A 15,790-nucleotide genomic window follows, 5' to 3' on the forward strand; every position below is an offset into this window, starting at 1 on the left:
ATGCGCTTTGACCTCGCGATTGTCGGTGGCGGCTCTGCCGGCGCCCTGCTGGCGGCACGGTTGTCGGAAGACCCCACGCGGCAGGTGGTGCTGATCGAGGCCGGGGGCGAACCCACCGACCCCGACATCCTCAACCCGCAGATGTGGCCCGCGATCCAGCATCGCGACTATGACTGGGATTACCGCACCACGCCACAGCCAGGGCTTGCCGGGCGCGCTCTTTCCTGGGCACGCGGGCGGGGGCTTGGCGGCTCGTCGATGCTGCATGCGCTTGGCCATTTCCGGGGCTGCCGCGAGGATTTCGCCATCTGGGAGGAGGCGACCGGCGATCCCCGCTGGTCCTGGGAGGGTCTTATGCCTGCGTTTCTCGCCATCGAGGATCATAGCTATGGCGGGGATGGTATCCATGGCAAAGGCGGCCCGATGCCGGTCTGGCTGCCCGGCGACGAGGTCTCCCCCCTTGCCCGCGCCTTTATCGAGGCCGGGGCCGGACTGGGGCTGAAACGCCTGAAAGGGCATAACACCGGCGAGATGATCGGGGTCACGCCCAATTCGCTGATGATCCGCAACGGGAAACGCGTTACCACAGCCGAGGCCTGGCTGACACCTGCCGTTCGGGCGCGCACGAACCTGAGACTGCTCACCAGGACATTGGTGACCCGCCTTACCATAGCCGGATCGCGTATCACCGCACTGGAAACCTCTGCGGGCCGGATCGAGGCCGATCAGATCCTCCTCTCTGCAGGCGCGCTCGAAAGCCCGGCCCTTCTGATGCGTTCCGGCATCGGTCCGGAAGCGGTGCTTGCAGCTGCCGGGATCCCCTGCCAGCTGGCGGTGCCGGAGCTGGGGCGGAACCTGATGGACCACCTGCTTGGTGCTGGCAATCTCTATGCGGCAAAACGCCCTGTGGCGCCCTCAAGGCTCCAGCACTCCGAAAGCATGGCCTATATGCGGGCAGAGGGTTTCACCGCCACCGGCCAGCCGGAAATCGTGGTTGGCTGCGGCGTGGCGCCGATCACTTCCGAAATGTTCGACGCGCCTGCCCCAGGCACCGCCTACAGCCTGCTGTTCGGGGTCACCCATCCGACCAGCCGGGGCGAGATCCGCGTCAGCGGCCCCTCGCCCGGCGATCCGCTGGTGATCGAGCCGCGCTATCTTTCAACCGGCAATGACCGTCGCCTCTTCCGCGCGGCGCTGAAAGCCGCCCGCGAGATCGGTGCCAGGCCCGAACTCGACGCCTGGCGCGATCACGAGATCCTGCCGGGCCCGGTATATACGGATGCGGATCTGGACGCCTTCATCGCGCAGGCCGCGATCACCCACCACCATCCATCCGGCACCTGCCGCATGGGGCGCGACGCGCGGGCGGTGACCACGCCCGATCTGAGGCTGATCGGCACCGATAATCTTGCGGTGGTCGATGCCTCGGTGCTGCCTGCCCTGACCGCCGGCCCGATCCATGCCGCCGTCCTGGCCATTGCTGAGAGCTTTGCGCGGGCATCGCCGGAGCAGACTGAACTCGCGACCGACCACGATCCTTATCGCGGCATAGGCAACCAGCCCCACCAGACAAGCGCAAGCGGAGCATCCGGCGTCTTTTGACAGATCCTTTCGCCATCCGTGTCACCCGGCAAGGCGAACCTGGACCTGCGCCTTACAAAGAAGGTGCCTTACAAGCTGTTAAGCCCCCGCATCTGGCGGATCGGGTGCAGGATGAATCGATCCCGATCTGCGGTCCGGATCTTGCAGATACACTACAGAACGCGAGGCGGCTGAGCCTTTTGAGCTTTCATGCGTCGATCTCCAGGGCCCCGGCCCCTGCCATCGCAGAGGTCGCTTCACCGCAGGGGTCTTTCGGCGCCGGACCGCGATGGTTGCCCGAACCAGGAGCGCGCCCTGGCCCCGTCTGCCTGAATGCCTTACCGCCCTGTGATCATCGCAGCGGCTTTTTCGGCCACCATCATCACCGGCGCATTGATATTGCCGGAGGTGATATTGGGGAAGACAGAGGCATCGACAACCCGAAGCCCGCGAATGCCATGCACCCGGAGGTCTGCATCGACCACCGATGTCGCCGGATCCGGCCCCATCGCGCAACTGCCGCAAAGATGGTAGATGGATCCCCCCTCCTGGCGCAGGTGGCTCAGCATCGCCTCGTCACTGTCGCATCCGGGGCCGGGCGTCACCTCTTCTGCCGTGATCGCCCGCAGCGCCGGGGCCTGCATGAACTGACGGATCAGCCGGCTGGCCTCGATCACCTCCTGGCAATCGCGCCCGGTTGACAGGTAATTCGGCCGGATCAGGGGCGCGGCCAGCGGATCGGCCGAGGCCAGCGAGATGCGCCCCCGGCTGTCGGGGCGACAGGAGTTGAATGCGAGCAGAAAACCCGGATAGGGCTCCGGCTCCAGCTTTGCCTTCGTGCTGGCCGGAATGCGGTAGGACATCGGGTTGAAGTAAAGCTGGATATTCGGCGCATCGCCCGCAGACGCGGTGCGAAAGAACCCTCCCGCCTGATTGACACTGAGCGCGAGCGGGCCTTTGCGGCTCAGCACATAGCGCATCCCCGCCCGGAGCTTGCCCCACCAGGGCCGCAGCTCGTCATTCAGGGTCGGCACATTCGCGCGGTAATAATAACTTGCGCAGAGATGGTCCTGGAGACCGCCGCCCACCGCCGGCAGTGCCGCTTTGACCTGGATTCCGTGCTGCGCCAGCTCTGCCGGATCGCCGATCCCCGACAGCATCAGGAGTTTCGGAGACCCGACCGCACCGGCCGAGAGGATCACCTCGCGGGCAGCGCTCAGGGTTTCGGTCACGCCATTCGCGCGGATCTCGACCCCGGTCGCGCGCCCGCTGTCATCGATCACGATGCGGGTGACATCCACCTTCAGCCGCAGCGTCAGATTGGGCCGTTTCAGAGCCGGTTTCAGATAGGTTTTCGAGCTGGATTGCCGCCTGCCTTTGCCGATATTCGTCTCATAGATCCCGGCGCCTTCAAACTCTGCGCCATTGAAATCGTCGCTGACCGGCAGCTGCAGTTCCCGCGCAGCTTCGATGAATCGGTCGCAGATCGGATGGGTCTGCCCCTTCATCGGCGTGATGCCGACCTTCCCCCGGGAGGAATGCCATTCGGTATCGCCCAGCGGATGGTTTTCCAGCTTTCTGAACCAGGGCAGCACATCATCATAGCCCCAGCCGGGGTTGCCCGCATCGCGCCAGTCGTCGAAATCACGCCTTTGTCCGCGCACCCAGATCATCGCATTGATCGAGCCGGATCCGCCCTGGACCTTTCCGCGCGGCGTATAGATCTTACGCCCCGCCATGCCTGGTTCGGGTTCGGTCGAATACATCCAGTTGGTTTCGGGATTGAAGTAATTGCGCGCATATCCCGCCGGCATGTCGAACCAGAAGGACCGGTCCGAGCCGCCCGCTTCCAGCAGCAAGACGCGGGTGGCCGGGTCTTCGCTCAGCCGCGCGGCGAGGATGGACCCCGCCGAACCGGCACCAATGATGATGTAATCGTAGGACATGAGCTTCAGGCCTTTGCGGGCGGTTCTTTCCAGGACGTGTCGGATTGCGCTTTGAAATCATGCGGGGTTTCCCACATGGAAAGGTGCAGGCGCTTGTCGGTATAGGGCGAATGCGCCTCGATCACCTCTCGGTTCAGGGTGATACCAAGGCCGGGCTTCTCCGACGGGATGATCCAGCCGTCAGACCAGGTGAGCCCTTCCTCCAGCACCTCGGCATGGAAGCCATCCCAGCGGCGGATGCTTTCCTGCACCAGGAAATTCGGTGTGGCGGTGGCAAGCTGCACAGAGGCCGCGGCGCCGACCGGGCCGTTATAGAGATGCGGTGCGATCTGGGCGTAATGGACCTCGGCCAGTGCCGCGACCTTCTTGCCTTCCAGAATGCCGCCGACACGACCCAGATTCATCTGCAGAATCGACGCACCATTGTTGCGCAAAAGATCGTGGAATTCGTATTTCGTGGTTAGCCGCTCACCGGCGGCAATCGGGATCGTGGTCTGACCGGCGACGCGGCCCATGGCCTCGCTCTGCCCGGGCGGCACGGGTTCTTCGAACCACAAAGGATCATATTGCTCCAGCCGCCGCGCCAGCCGGATCGCACCGGAAACCGTCATCTGGCCATGGGTGCCGAACAGGAGATCACAGCGGTTCCCCACCGCCTCGCGGATACGGCGGCAAAAGGTTTCCGAACGGTCCATGTCTTCCAGAGACAGCTGATGCCCGCCCATCACCGTGTAAGGCCCGGCGGGGTCGAATTTCAGCGCCGTGAAGCCCTGTTCCATATATTCCAGTGCGCAATCGACGCTGAGTTCGATATTGCTGTAATCGTGATCGCCTTTGGCATTCTTCGGGTAGAGATAGCTGTAAGAGCGCAGCTTTTCATGCACCCGACCGCCGATCAGCTCATAGACCGGCTTGCCCGCCGCCTTGCCGATAATATCCCAGCAGGCCATTTCCAGCCCCGAGACAATGCCCATCATCGTCAGATCCGGGCGCTGCGTGAACCCGCTGGAATAGGCACGGCGGAAGAATTTCTCCACATGATGCGGGTCTTCGCCATCGAGCAGCCGGTCAAACACATCCTGGATCGCGGGGACCATGACCTTGGGGTGGAAGGTCGCGGCATAGACCTCGCCGACGCCCTCGATCCCGTCATCGGTGCGCAGGGTGACGAAGATCCAGTACATACCGCCGATATGGGGCGGCGGTACGGCGACGATATCGGTTTTAACGGATACGAGTTTCATAAGCCGCTCCTCACCAGCTCTGGATCACAAGGCGGGTCTGGGTGAAATCCAGCATCCCGTGTTTGCCGTCATCCCCGCCAAGGCCCGAGCGTTTCCAGCCTGAATGATAGCCCTGATAGGGGTCGGCGGGGGTGCGGTTGATATAGACCTCGCCCGCTTCGATATTGTTCGCAACCATCATCGCCTTGCGGTAATTCTCAGTATAAATGACCGAGGACAGACCGAACTGGTGATCATTGGCCATCGCGAGCGCGTCTTCGGTCGTCTGATAGCGCAGCACCGGCAGGACAGGGCCGAATACCTCTTCCTGCACGATCTCCATCTCCTGGCGGCAATTCGTCAGCAGCGTCGGCGGGTAGAACCAGCCTGGGCCCTCAGGGATGAAGCCGCCGCATTCCAGCTGCGCCCCGTCATCAATGGCGCGGCTGACCATCTGATGGATGTTCACCCGGGAATTCTGGTTGATCAGCGGCCCCATCACCGAAGGCTCGCGCATCCGGTCGCCGAATTTACGCGCCGCCATATGGCCGCGCAGCAGATCGACAAACTGATCATGCACGCTGTCCTGCACATAGACCCGCTCGATCGCAGTGCAGAGCTGGCCGCAATGGGTGGTGCGCGACGCGACCACCGCCGCGGCTGCCTTTTCCAGATCGGCATCCGCCTCGATGATCGCGGGCGTCTTGCCGCCCAGTTCCAGCGAGGATTTCGCGATATTGACCTGACTGTATTCCAGCACCTTGCGGCCCGCACCGACGCTGCCGGTCAGCGTGATCATGCCAACCTTCGGATGGGTGCAGACGGTCTGCGCCACCTGATGCGTCATCGCGAGGATATTGATCGCACCCGCCGGAAAGCCGCAATCTTTCACCGCCCGCGCCACTTCCAGCGCCGAAGACGGCGTGTTGTTCGAAGGCCGCGCCACCACGGTATTGCCCGCAATCAGCGCCGGGGCGATTTTGCGCATCAGCGTATAGATCGGGTAGTTGAACGGGATCAGCGCCGCGACGACGCCAATCGGTTCGCGCTGCAACAGAAGGTTCTCATCAGGGCTGTCCGAGGGGATAATTTCCCCCTCGATCCGTCGCGCCCATTCGGCATGGTAGCGCGTCAGCTCGGCCGCGTAAAAGACCTCACCCGTCGCATCCTCAAGGCTTTTCCCGGATTCAAGCGCCAGCACCGCGCCGATCCGGTCCTTGCGTGCCACCAGCATATCGGCCAGCGCCCGCAGATGCCCGGCCCGCTCGACCGAGGTCAGACGCCGCCAGCCGCGCTGTGCATGGGCCGCCGCCTCTACGCCAGCCCGCGCCTCGGCGGCGGTGGCGGCGGTGACATGCGCGATCTGCTGACCAGTGGCCGGGTTCAGCACTGCGATCAGCTCTTCGCCATCCGATGTCAGGAAGTCATTATTGACGAAGTTGCGGTCGATCCGCATGGCGTCCTCCGGTCCGATTTCGGCCAGGACCAGAGGGCAGACGCATCAGCCTGTCAATAAATTTCCATATCAGGAATAAATATTCCATATATGGAAGAAATATGCCGCCCCTTGCCGATGAGCGTGTTGAACATGACAGATTCCGGAAAGCCTGATGCCGCGAAACGCGACTTCGTGAAAACCGCCGCCCCCGCCATTGACGGCACAGTGGCTGTCCTTGACGTGCTTTCGGCCTCGCCCTGGCCGCTGCAACTCTCTGAAATCTGCGAGAAGACCGGCATCGCCCAGGCCACGGCGCACAGGATCATCCAGGCGATGCTCAGCCACCGGCTGATCGCGCTCGCTCCTGGGCGGCGCAAAACCTATATCCCCGGCTCGCGGCTGTTCCAGCTTGCCTCAGCGGTATTCGCCCGCCAGCCCTTTGTGCCGCATTTCTACCCCATCGCCGAGATCCTGAAGAACGAGATCCACCGCTCGATCTTTCTCAGCCTGCCAATCGGCAATCAGGTGGTGATCCTTGCGCGGCTGGATGCGCCGGCCAGCACGGCGTTCAACGCCTATGTCGGGCGTACCATGCCGATGCATCTTTCGGCCTCCGGCAAGGCGATCCTTGCCGCCCGCCCGCTGGAAGATCAGCTCACCTATCTGCGCGATGAGGGCCTTGCCGCGCCCGGCATGGCGGCCGATCTGCCGGCTCTGGCCCAGGACCTGCAACGTTCGGCGCGGCTTGGCTATGCGGTCAGCCTTAACGAGATCCAGCTTGATGTCGGTTGCGTCGCCGCCCCGGTCGTCAACGGGCGCGGTGAGCCAGTCGCCGCCATCAGCGCCTGTTTCACCGGCGAGGCGCTGAGCCTGCAAAGCGCGCGGGTCTATTCGAAAAACGTCGTCCAGGCAGCGCGCCAGCTTTCCTCGCATATCCTCTGATCTGAAATACCACTTTCTCCCTAGGTCATGACTTTTTGGAATGACCCCGGCGGAATAGTCGTTTGTTCACTGCCACGAAATCGACTTTCCTGATCGCCATCGTGGGGGAGAACCCGATTCATGGTCAGCGGACGGAAGACACGCGTCGAGCGTGACAGTATTGGTATGCTTGATGTCAGCCTGGACGCCGTTTTCGGCATCCAGACCGAACGTGCTGAGCGGCTTTACCCGCTGGCCGGGCAAAAGCGCTTTTCCGATTACCCCGCCCTGCTGAACGCGATGCTGATCGTCAAAAAGGCCGCAGCACAGGTCAATATCGACACCGGCGCGATTGAGCCTGCCATGGGTGAGGCGCTGATCGATGCGGCCTCGGACCTGTTGACCACCCCATGCCCCGAGGCGTTTCCAGTCCATGCCTTCCATGGCGGCGGCGGGATTTCCTTTAATATGAACCTCAACGAGGTTCTGGCCAATCTGGCGAATAAAGCCGGATTTGGCGCGGAGTACGGGTCTTACACCCCGATCCACCCGAACGATCATGCGAACCTGAACCATTCCACCGCTGACTGCCTGTCCACCGGCTGCCACATCGCGGCACGGGTGGCTTTTGCGGGCCTGGCGGCTGAGGTCGAAGGCCTGGCTGCTGATCTCGACCGGCTGGGCGCCGACTGGGCGCCCTTGCGCAAACTGGCGCGGACCTGCCTGCAGGATGCAGTTGATATCGGTTTTGCCGATTACCTCGGCGGCGTCTCCGCCTCGCTGCGCTTTAACCTGGAGCGCGCCACACGCGATGCCGATACGCTGCGCGAGGTGTCCATCGGTGGCAATATCATCGGGCGGTCCGAAGATTGCGAACCGGCCTTTTTTGCCACGATCCTGCCCGCCCTGAATGCCGCGCTTGAGGCAGCGAGCCTGCCCGCCGGTCTCACCCGCACCGACAATCTTTTCGCCGCAAGCCAGGCACATGACCGGCTGCTGGCGCTTGGCGCCTCGCTTGATCAGTTGGCCCGGACGCTGATCCGGTTCGCGAAAGACCTGCGGCTGATGGCCTCGGGCCCGCATGGCGGTCTTGGCGAAATCCGGCTGCCAGCGATGCAGCCGGGATCCTCCGCAATCCCCGGCAAGGTCAATCCGACCATCCCGGAATTCATGGTGCAATGCGGCATGATCGCGGTCGGTCATGCGGCGGCGATGGCGATGACCCAGGATCATGGCGAGATGGATTACAACCCCTGGGAAGCGGTGGTGATCGTGAGCCTTCTCGAAATGATCGGGGTGCTGGAAAGCGGTGTCGCGACGCTGCGGCGCAACTGCGTGCAGGGCCTGCGGCCCGATGCAGCCCGCAACCAGGATCTCTCGACCAGCCTGCTGCCCTCACTGATCCGGCTGAAACAGCTGAAAGGCTACAGCTACTCGGCCCAGGTCGCCAAAGATGCCGCCGGTGACGTCGATTTCGTGCGCCGCAAGGTGGCCGAAGCCGAACCCCGCTGAGCGCGCGCCGTACACCCTACAGTTTCCCCAAACAGACCTCCTCTGTGGAAGACGACAATGACAGATGAATTGCTCGATACCGATCTTGACTGGGCCAAATCCTGGCTCAAAGAGAGCAAGAAACAATATATAAATGGTGAATGGGTTGCCGGAAACGGTGCCGCCTGGGGGGTGAAGAACCCGGCGACCGGGGAAACCCTCTGCCAGATCGCACTGGCCGATGCCGGTCAGATCGAGACTGCCGCCGAGGCCGCGAACCGCTGCCATCAGACGGAAGCCTGGAGCCGCAAGACCTCGCGCAAGGCGCGCGCCGATCAGCTTATCGCGATTGCGCGGCTGATCCGCGAGAATGTGAAACATCTGGCGCTGCTGGAAAGCCTTGCCAATGGCAAGACCTACGTTGAGGCCGTCAACGACGACATCTACACCTGCGCCGAAATCTTTGAATATTACGCCGGCTGGACCGATAAATTCTACGGCGAGGTCTCGCCGGTCGAAGATGGCTTCCTGAATTTCACCACCAAAGAGCCGGTCGGTGTCTGCGCCCTGATCGCGCCCTGGAATTACCCGCTCTACCAGGCCAGCCTGAAGATCGCACCGGCGCTGGCGATGGGCAATGCCGTGGTGATGAAGCCCTCGGAATATACGCCGCTTGCGACGCTGCATCTGTTTGAGCTGATCGACCGCGAACTGGATCTTCCCAAAGGCCTCCTGAACCTGGTCCTTTGCGATGGCGCAGCCGCGAACCAGCTGACGCTGAGCCGCAATGTCCATAAAGTGTCCTTTACCGGGTCGACCGGCGTCGGGCGTCGCATCGTGGCGAATTCGGGGGCCTCGAACCTGAAAGGCGTCACGCTGGAACTGGGCGGCAAATCGCCCTGCATCTTTTTTGAGGATACGCTCAATCTGGATGCCGCGATTGATCGCGCCTTCTATGTGATGTTCTCGCAAAAGGGCGAGAAATGTTCCGAGCCGACGCGCTTCCTGATCCAGAAGGGCATCTATGACTATGTTCTGGAAAAGCTGATCGCGAAGGCGGAGGCAGTGACCTGCGGCGACCCGCTGCTGGCTTTGACCGAACAGGGCGCGCAATGCAATGAGGCGCAGTTCAAACGCATCATGGAGTATATCGAGATCGGCAAGACAGAGGCCGAACTCGTCGCAGGAGGCATCGCAGACACCTCTGGCAGTAACGCCAAAGGCCTGTTCGTCCGCCCGACAATTTTTTCCAACGTCCCCGACACTGCCCGCATCGCGCAGGAAGAGATCTTCGGCCCGGTCCTGTCCTGCACCCCGTTCGAGACCGCGGATGAGGCCGTTCGCATCGCCAATGGCACCAGCTATGGCCTCGCCGCCGGCGTCTATACCGGCAATGTAAACCTCGCCCACCGCATGGCCGAGCGCCTCGATGCCGGTATGGTCTTTGTGAACCGCTACGGCTGCTATGGGCTGTCAGCACCCTTTGGCGGCTTCAAGGAAAGCGGCTGGGGCAAGGAAATGGCGATCCATTCGCTGTCTTCCTACACGAAAACCAAAGGCACCTGGATCCATTTCGGCGGCTGACCCCGCCTGCAAGCAACACCCTCTTCGAGAGACTGAAGACTATGCAATATACCCGTCTTGGCCAATCCGGCCTGAAAGTGTCGCGCCTCTGCCTCGGCACGATGAATATGGGCTCGAAATCCTGGAAGCCCTGGATCTTCGACGAGACCGAGTCCGAGCCGATCATCGGCCATGCGCTCGACAATGGCGTGAACTTCATCGACCTCGCCGATTTCTACTCGGCGGGCGCGGGCGAGGAAGTCGTCTGCAACGTGCTGCGCAAACTGGCGAAACGCGATGAGCTGGTGATCGCGACCAAGCTTGGCTATCCGATCGGGGGCGGCGCGAACAATGGCGGCCATTCCCGCAAACATGTGTTCGATGCGCTGCATGGCTCGCTGACCCGGATGAAGACCGATTATGTCGACATCTATATGTTGCATTACTTCGATACCGAGACCCCGATCGAAGAAACCATGGAAGCGATGAACGACATCGTGCGTGCCGGCAAAGCCCGCTATATCGGCGTCTCGACGATGTTCACCTGGCAATTCGCCAAAATCCTCGCGGTCTGCGAGAAACATGGCTGGGCAAAACCGATCAATATGCAGCTGCAGCTGAACGCCGCCTATCGCGAGGAAGAGCGCGAGATGCTGCCCTTCTGCATGGATCAGGGCATTGGCGTCTCGGTCTTCAGCCCGCTCGCGCGGGGCATCCTGTCCAGCGATATGAATTCGGTCCGCAACAAGACCGACTTCTTCACCGCCGAGATGTATAATGATGCCGCCTCGCGCGATGTCGCGATATCGGTCGCGCGGGTGGCCGAGGCGCGCGGCCTCAGCCCGGCGCAGATCGCTCAGGCCTGGGTGCTCAGAAAGCCCGAAGTCTCATCGATGCTGGTTGGTGCCGATACGCGGGCGCAATTCGATTCAGCGCTGGCGGCACTGAGCACCGAGCTTGATGCCGAAGAGGTGTATGAGATCGAGCGCAATTACACGCCTTGTGACGTGATCAACGATTACACCGCTGGCAAGCGCATCCCGCGCGCGCCGCGCCCGGCTACTGGCCGTTTCGCGCTGGATGCCGTGGCCTGAGGCCTTTACCGGAGCGGCGGCAACGCCGCTCCGGTCACATTTCAATAAAGTATCCGACAGGGAGAATAAGGATGGATGACTTCAAAACGCTGAACGGCAAGCCGCTGCACCCGGAAGCCCGCGCCATGCAAAGCCGTTTTGCGGCAGGGCAGATTGACCGTCGTGGTTTCCTGCGTGGCATGGCATGGCTTGGCGTCGCCGTGGGGGCTGCAGGTGCAGTCCCTGGTATGCTGCGCGCCGAAGAGACGCCGAAAGCCGGCGGTACGCTGCGTTTTGCCTGCCAGATCCAGGAAATCACCGATCCGATGATGGCAACCTGGATCGAATCCTCGAACCTGTTGCGCAACTGCCTTGAATTCCTGACCTTTGTCGATGCCGACAATATCACCCATCCCTATCTGGCGAAAAGCTGGTCGGCCTCGGACGACCTGACCGTCTGGGATTTCGAGCTGGATGAGCGCGCCAAATGGTCGAATGGCGATCAGTTCGGCCCGGAAGATGTGATCTTCAACATCGAACGCTGGATCGCACCGGACTCGCAATCCTCGAACAAGAGCGCGTTTGAGGCGATCACGAAAATCGAAAAGACCGGCGATCATTCGGTGCGCATCACGCTCTCGCGCGCCATCGCCTCGCTGCCCGAACAGCTTTACTCCCATACCTGCGCCATCGCGCATCGTGGTTTTGCCGGTAACTGGCCGGCTGATCCGGTCGGGACCGGCCCCTTCTCGCTGGTCAGCCATGAGGTCGGCCGTCAGGCGATCTTCAAGAAGCGCGAGGATTACTGGGGCACCCCGGCCTATCTGGACGAAGTGCATTACATCGACCTTGGCGCCGATATCACCACCCATCTGGCAGCGCTGTCCAGCGGCCAGGTCGACGTGCTCTACCGCGCGACGATTGCTGAATATGACCTGATGCAGTCGCTGCCGAATATCCAGATACTGGCCGGCAAAGCGGCCCATACCCTGGCGATCCGGATGCAGGTGGACCAGAAGCCCTTCGACGATATCCGCGTGCGCAAAGCGGTGCAGCTGGCGGCTGACAATGGCCAGATGCTGGCGATTGCCTATCGTGGCGAAGGGGATCTGGGCGCGAACTACCATGTCTCGCCGGTTCAGGCCGATTACGCGCCGGTCGATCCGATTGCCCGCGATGTGGCGGCTGCAAAGGCGCTGCTGGCCGAGGCCGGCTATCCGGATGGCATCGATATCGAGCTGACCCTTGGCAATACCCAGGGCAAATGGGAGCAGGACACCGCTCAGGTCCTGCAACAGAACCTCGCCGAGGCCGGCATAAGGCTGAAGCTGAACGTACTGCCCGCGTCGCAATACTGGCCGATCTGGGACAAGGTCCCCTTCGGCGTCACCTATTGGGCGCATCGTCCGCTGGGCACCATGACGCTGGATCTGGCCTATCGCACGGGCGGTGCCTGGAACGAAAGCCATTACGCCAACCCGGCCTTTGACGAGGCGCTGAACAAGGCGATGTCACTGGTTGACCCGGACGCCCGCCGGGAGGCAATGGCTGTCGTCGAAACCATTCTGCGCGATGACGCGGTGATGGTGCAGCCCTATTGGCCGAACCGTTTCTCGGCCGCGGCGCAGAATGTGCGCGGCTTTGTGCTGCATCCGTCGGACTTCTTCCGTATGGATGGCGTCTGGCTGGCCTGATCGCCACCCGAAACAGGGGTCGGGCCTTTGCGCCCGGCCCCCTTTCGCGCCTCGGCGCGGCTCAACTGAAAAAGGAGGGTGTCTGGTGTCCCTGGGCAGATTTCTGATCCGAAAGACCGCGATCGCGATCGCCACAATGGTGGCGGTCTCGTTCCTGATCTTTCTCGCACTCGAGGTGAATATCGAGGAAGTCGCCGTCAAGGTGCTGGGGCAGTATTCCACCGCCGATCAGCGCGCGGCCTGGCTGTTGCAAAACGGCTATAACGACCCGTTCCTGATCCGCTATCTCCGCTGGCTGGCGAATTTCGTAACCGGCGACTGGGGGCAGTCGACCTATTACCGCGCACCGGTGATGGATATGGTGCTGCCGCGCCTTGGCGCCTCGGCAATCCTCGCGGGCGGCGCGCTCCTCGTGATCATCATCTTCGGGCTTGGACTTGGGATCCTTGCCGGGATGCGGCCCGGCACCGTGCTGGACCGGGTGATTTCGGTGTTTTCTGTGATCACCACCTCGATCCCGGATTTCGCCTCGGCGGTGTTTCTCTCGGGATCTTTGTCTTCTGGCTGGGACTTCTGCCGGGGGCCAGTACGATGATTTCCGGGTTTTCCTTCCGCGAGCTGATCCTGCCGGTCTCGGTGCTGGGGCTTTATTCGATGGGCTATCTGGCCCGCGTCACCCGCGCCTCGATGGTCGATGTGATGTCCACCCATTACATCCGCACCGCGCGGCTCAAAGGCGCGAGCCTGTCGCGGATCGTGTTGCGCCATGCGCTGAGAAACGCGCTGATCACGCCCGTGACCGTCATCATGCTGCAACTGCCCTGGCTGCTCTCCGGCGTGATCGTGGTCGAGGTGTTCTATGCCTATAAGGGCTTTGGCACCCTCCTCTATGACGCCGCGCTGAACCAGGACATCTATCTGATCGAAGCCTGCGCGATGATTTCGGTCCTCGTCGTCGTTCTGAGCCAGATCCTCTCGGATGTGCTCTATGGCTGGCTGAACCCCCGTATCGAGCTGGGAGCAAAAGCATGAAGGCGCTGACCCCCTACCTGCAAAAGCCGCTGGTTCTGATCGGTGGGTTCCTCGCCTTCGGCTGGCTGCTGGTCGCGATCCTCGCGCCGGTTCTTGCGCCCTATAACCCGCTGCAAACCCTGCAGCCTCTGGTCAAACCCCTGACCACCGGATCGAATGGCGAATATTTCCTGCTGGGAACCGATATGCTCGGCCGTGATATTCTTTCGCGGCTGATCTGGGGGGCGCAGACCGTGGTGATCTATGCCACGCTTGCCACTCTGACCGCCTATATTCTGGGTCTGAGCTTTGGCCTGATCGCGGGCTATGCCGGCGGGCGCACCGATGCGGTGCTGTGTTTCCTCGCCAATGTGATCCTCAGCTTCCCGGTGCTGGTCCTTTACATCGTAATTATCGTGGTGATCGGGGCCTCTCCGGTGAATATCGTGATTGCGGTGACCTTCAGCTCGGCCCCGGCGATCTTCCGCATCGTGCGCGCCATCACCATCGACGTGGCCAGCCGCGATTTCGTCAAGGCCGCGATCACGCAGGGCGAAAGCACCTGGCGTATCCTGTTCATCGACATTCTGCCAAACACCACCGGGCCGCTCGCCGTCGATTTCTGCCTGCGGCTTGGCTATACGGCCATCACCATCGGGACGCTCGGCTTTCTCGGCCTCGGCTTGCCGCCGCCCACCCCTGACTGGGGCGGCATGGTGAATGAGGGCCGCGCCATGGCCATCGCCTTCCCGCATCTGGTGGTCTTTCCCTGTATCGCGATCTCGACCCTTACACTGGGCCTCAGCCTGCTGGCCGACGGGCTGCGTGAAGTGAATGATGCGAAGGAGCGCCAGGCATGAGCGACGCATTGCTTGATATCCGTAATCTCTCGGTCGCGCTGCCGAAAGGTGCCGACCGGCCTTTCGCGGTCCAGGGCGTCACGCTGGACGTGAAGCCGCGCGAGATCCTTTGCATCGTTGGCGAATCCGGTTCGGGAAAATCGGTGCTGACCGCAACCCTGATGGGGGCCGCGCCAAAGGGTCTTTCGGTCGCCAGTGGCGAGGCACTGATGGCGGGCCAGGATCTGCTGACGCTTTCGGAACGGCAGTGGCAGAAGATCCGCGGCAAAGAGATCGGCATGATCTTTCAGGAGCCGATGGCCTCGCTGAACCCGCCCTCACGGTCGCGAGCCAGATCGAAGAGGTCTTTATCCTCCATTCCGATATGTCGAAGGCGGATCGCGCCCGCGAGGCGCGGCGTCTGGTCGAGGCAATGCATCTGCCCGAACCCGACCGCATCCTGAAAAGCTACCCGCATCAGCTTTCCGGCGGGCAATGCCAGCGCGTGGTGATCGCGATGGCGCTGGCGATGAGCCCGAAACTGCTGATCGCCGATGAGCCGACCACAGCGCTGGATGTGACCACCCAGGCCCAGGTGCTGAAACTGATCCGGGAACTGCGCGACGTGCATGGCCATGGGATCATCTTCATTACTCATGATCTGGGGTGGTGGCCGATATCGCCGACCGTATCGCGGTGATGCGCGGGGCGAGGTGGTGGAGCTCGGCACCGCCGAACAGGTGCTGAAAGACCCACAACATGACTATACCAAGACCCTGATCGCGGCAGTTCCAAGCCTTGTGCCCCATGACCGCCCTGCCCCCGAGGCCGCCAAACCGGCGCTGGAGGTCACGCAGCTGAACCATGCTTACGGCGCGAAACAGGTGCTGCATGATATCAGCATCGCTGTCGCACCGGGCCGCGTGCTCTCGATCGTCGGCGAAAGCGGGTCGGGAAATCCACGATCGCAAAGAACCTGATCCGGCTGATCGACCCGACCTCCGGCAGGA

Annotated in this window: 13 protein-coding genes and 1 pseudogene; 11 read left to right on the forward strand and 3 right to left on the reverse strand. The window is 62.2% G+C overall.

What is annotated here, in order from left to right:
- Nucleotides 1-1,602 carry a GMC family oxidoreductase gene (locus QNO18_RS23450; RefSeq protein ID WP_283179884.1) on the forward strand — a complete coding sequence of 534 codons (1,602 nt, stop codon included), beginning with the start codon at nucleotides 1-3 and terminating at the stop codon, nucleotides 1,600-1,602.
- A gap of 317 nt (nucleotides 1,603-1,919) precedes the next feature.
- On the opposite strand, the gene QNO18_RS23455 is transcribed toward QNO18_RS23450, so the two are convergent.
- From QNO18_RS23455 to aldA, 3 genes are read right to left on the reverse strand one after another with little or no spacing between them, the layout of a single operon-like run.
- Nucleotides 1,920-3,527, reverse strand: a complete 1,608-nt coding sequence (locus QNO18_RS23455) for a GMC family oxidoreductase N-terminal domain-containing protein (protein ID WP_283179885.1) — start codon at nucleotides 3,525-3,527, stop codon at nucleotides 1,920-1,922.
- Nucleotides 3,528-3,532: 5 nt separating this feature from the next.
- Entirely contained in the window at nucleotides 3,533-4,771 is a 1,239-nt protein-coding gene (locus tag QNO18_RS23460; protein ID WP_283179886.1) for a mandelate racemase/muconate lactonizing enzyme family protein, read from the reverse strand.
- A 10-nt stretch (nucleotides 4,772-4,781) separates the two neighbouring features.
- Nucleotides 4,782-6,206, reverse strand: a complete 1,425-nt coding sequence (gene aldA, locus QNO18_RS23465; protein ID WP_283179887.1) for an aldehyde dehydrogenase — start codon at nucleotides 6,204-6,206, stop codon at nucleotides 4,782-4,784.
- A gap of 132 nt (nucleotides 6,207-6,338) precedes the next feature.
- Here aldA and QNO18_RS23470 point away from each other — a divergent pair, with 132 nt between their 5' ends.
- From QNO18_RS23470 to QNO18_RS25865, 10 genes and pseudogenes are all read left to right on the forward strand, one after another.
- Nucleotides 6,339-7,130, forward strand: coding sequence for an IclR family transcriptional regulator (locus QNO18_RS23470; protein ID WP_283179888.1), 792 nt, complete (start codon nucleotides 6,339-6,341; stop codon nucleotides 7,128-7,130).
- Between the two features lie 120 nt (nucleotides 7,131-7,250).
- On the forward strand, nucleotides 7,251-8,621 hold the full coding sequence (locus QNO18_RS23475) for a lyase family protein (protein WP_283179889.1): 1,371 nt from the start codon (nucleotides 7,251-7,253) through the stop codon (nucleotides 8,619-8,621).
- 57 nt (nucleotides 8,622-8,678) lie between these two features.
- Complete coding sequence (locus QNO18_RS23480; protein WP_283179890.1) at nucleotides 8,679-10,184, forward strand: aldehyde dehydrogenase family protein; 1,506 nt, start codon at nucleotides 8,679-8,681, stop codon at nucleotides 10,182-10,184.
- Nucleotides 10,185-10,225: 41 nt separating this feature from the next.
- Nucleotides 10,226-11,257, forward strand: coding sequence for an aldo/keto reductase (locus tag QNO18_RS23485; protein WP_283179891.1), 1,032 nt, complete (start codon nucleotides 10,226-10,228; stop codon nucleotides 11,255-11,257).
- A gap of 71 nt (nucleotides 11,258-11,328) precedes the next feature.
- The gene (locus QNO18_RS23490) at nucleotides 11,329-12,930 is read left to right on the forward strand and encodes an ABC transporter substrate-binding protein (RefSeq protein WP_283179892.1); all 1,602 of its coding nucleotides are present in this window, start codon (nucleotides 11,329-11,331) and stop codon (nucleotides 12,928-12,930) included.
- An 85-nt stretch (nucleotides 12,931-13,015) separates the two neighbouring features.
- Nucleotides 13,016-13,525: an ABC transporter permease gene (locus tag QNO18_RS23495; RefSeq protein WP_283179893.1), complete on the forward strand. Its 510-nt coding sequence runs from the start codon at nucleotides 13,016-13,018 to the stop codon at nucleotides 13,523-13,525.
- Nucleotides 13,522-13,962 carry an ABC transporter permease gene (locus QNO18_RS23500; protein WP_283179894.1) on the forward strand — a complete coding sequence of 147 codons (441 nt, stop codon included), beginning with the start codon at nucleotides 13,522-13,524 and terminating at the stop codon, nucleotides 13,960-13,962. The genes QNO18_RS23495 and QNO18_RS23500 overlap by 4 nt, the downstream gene beginning before the upstream one ends.
- On the forward strand, nucleotides 13,959-14,801 hold the full coding sequence (locus QNO18_RS23505; protein ID WP_198838782.1) for an ABC transporter permease: 843 nt from the start codon (nucleotides 13,959-13,961) through the stop codon (nucleotides 14,799-14,801). Before QNO18_RS23500 ends, QNO18_RS23505 begins: the two co-directional genes overlap by 4 nt.
- A pseudogene (locus QNO18_RS25860) lies at nucleotides 14,798-15,480 on the forward strand (ABC transporter ATP-binding protein). Before QNO18_RS23505 ends, QNO18_RS25860 begins: the two are co-directional and overlap by 4 nt.
- A gap of 16 nt (nucleotides 15,481-15,496) precedes the next feature.
- Nucleotides 15,497-15,760, forward strand: coding sequence for a hypothetical protein (locus tag QNO18_RS25865; RefSeq protein WP_349293942.1), 264 nt, complete (start codon nucleotides 15,497-15,499; stop codon nucleotides 15,758-15,760).
- The last annotated feature ends 30 nt before the right edge of the window (nucleotides 15,761-15,790 follow it).

The sequence above is a fragment of the Gemmobacter sp. 24YEA27 genome (genome assembly GCF_030052995.1).
Lineage (GTDB): Bacteria > Pseudomonadota > Alphaproteobacteria > Rhodobacterales > Rhodobacteraceae > Pseudogemmobacter.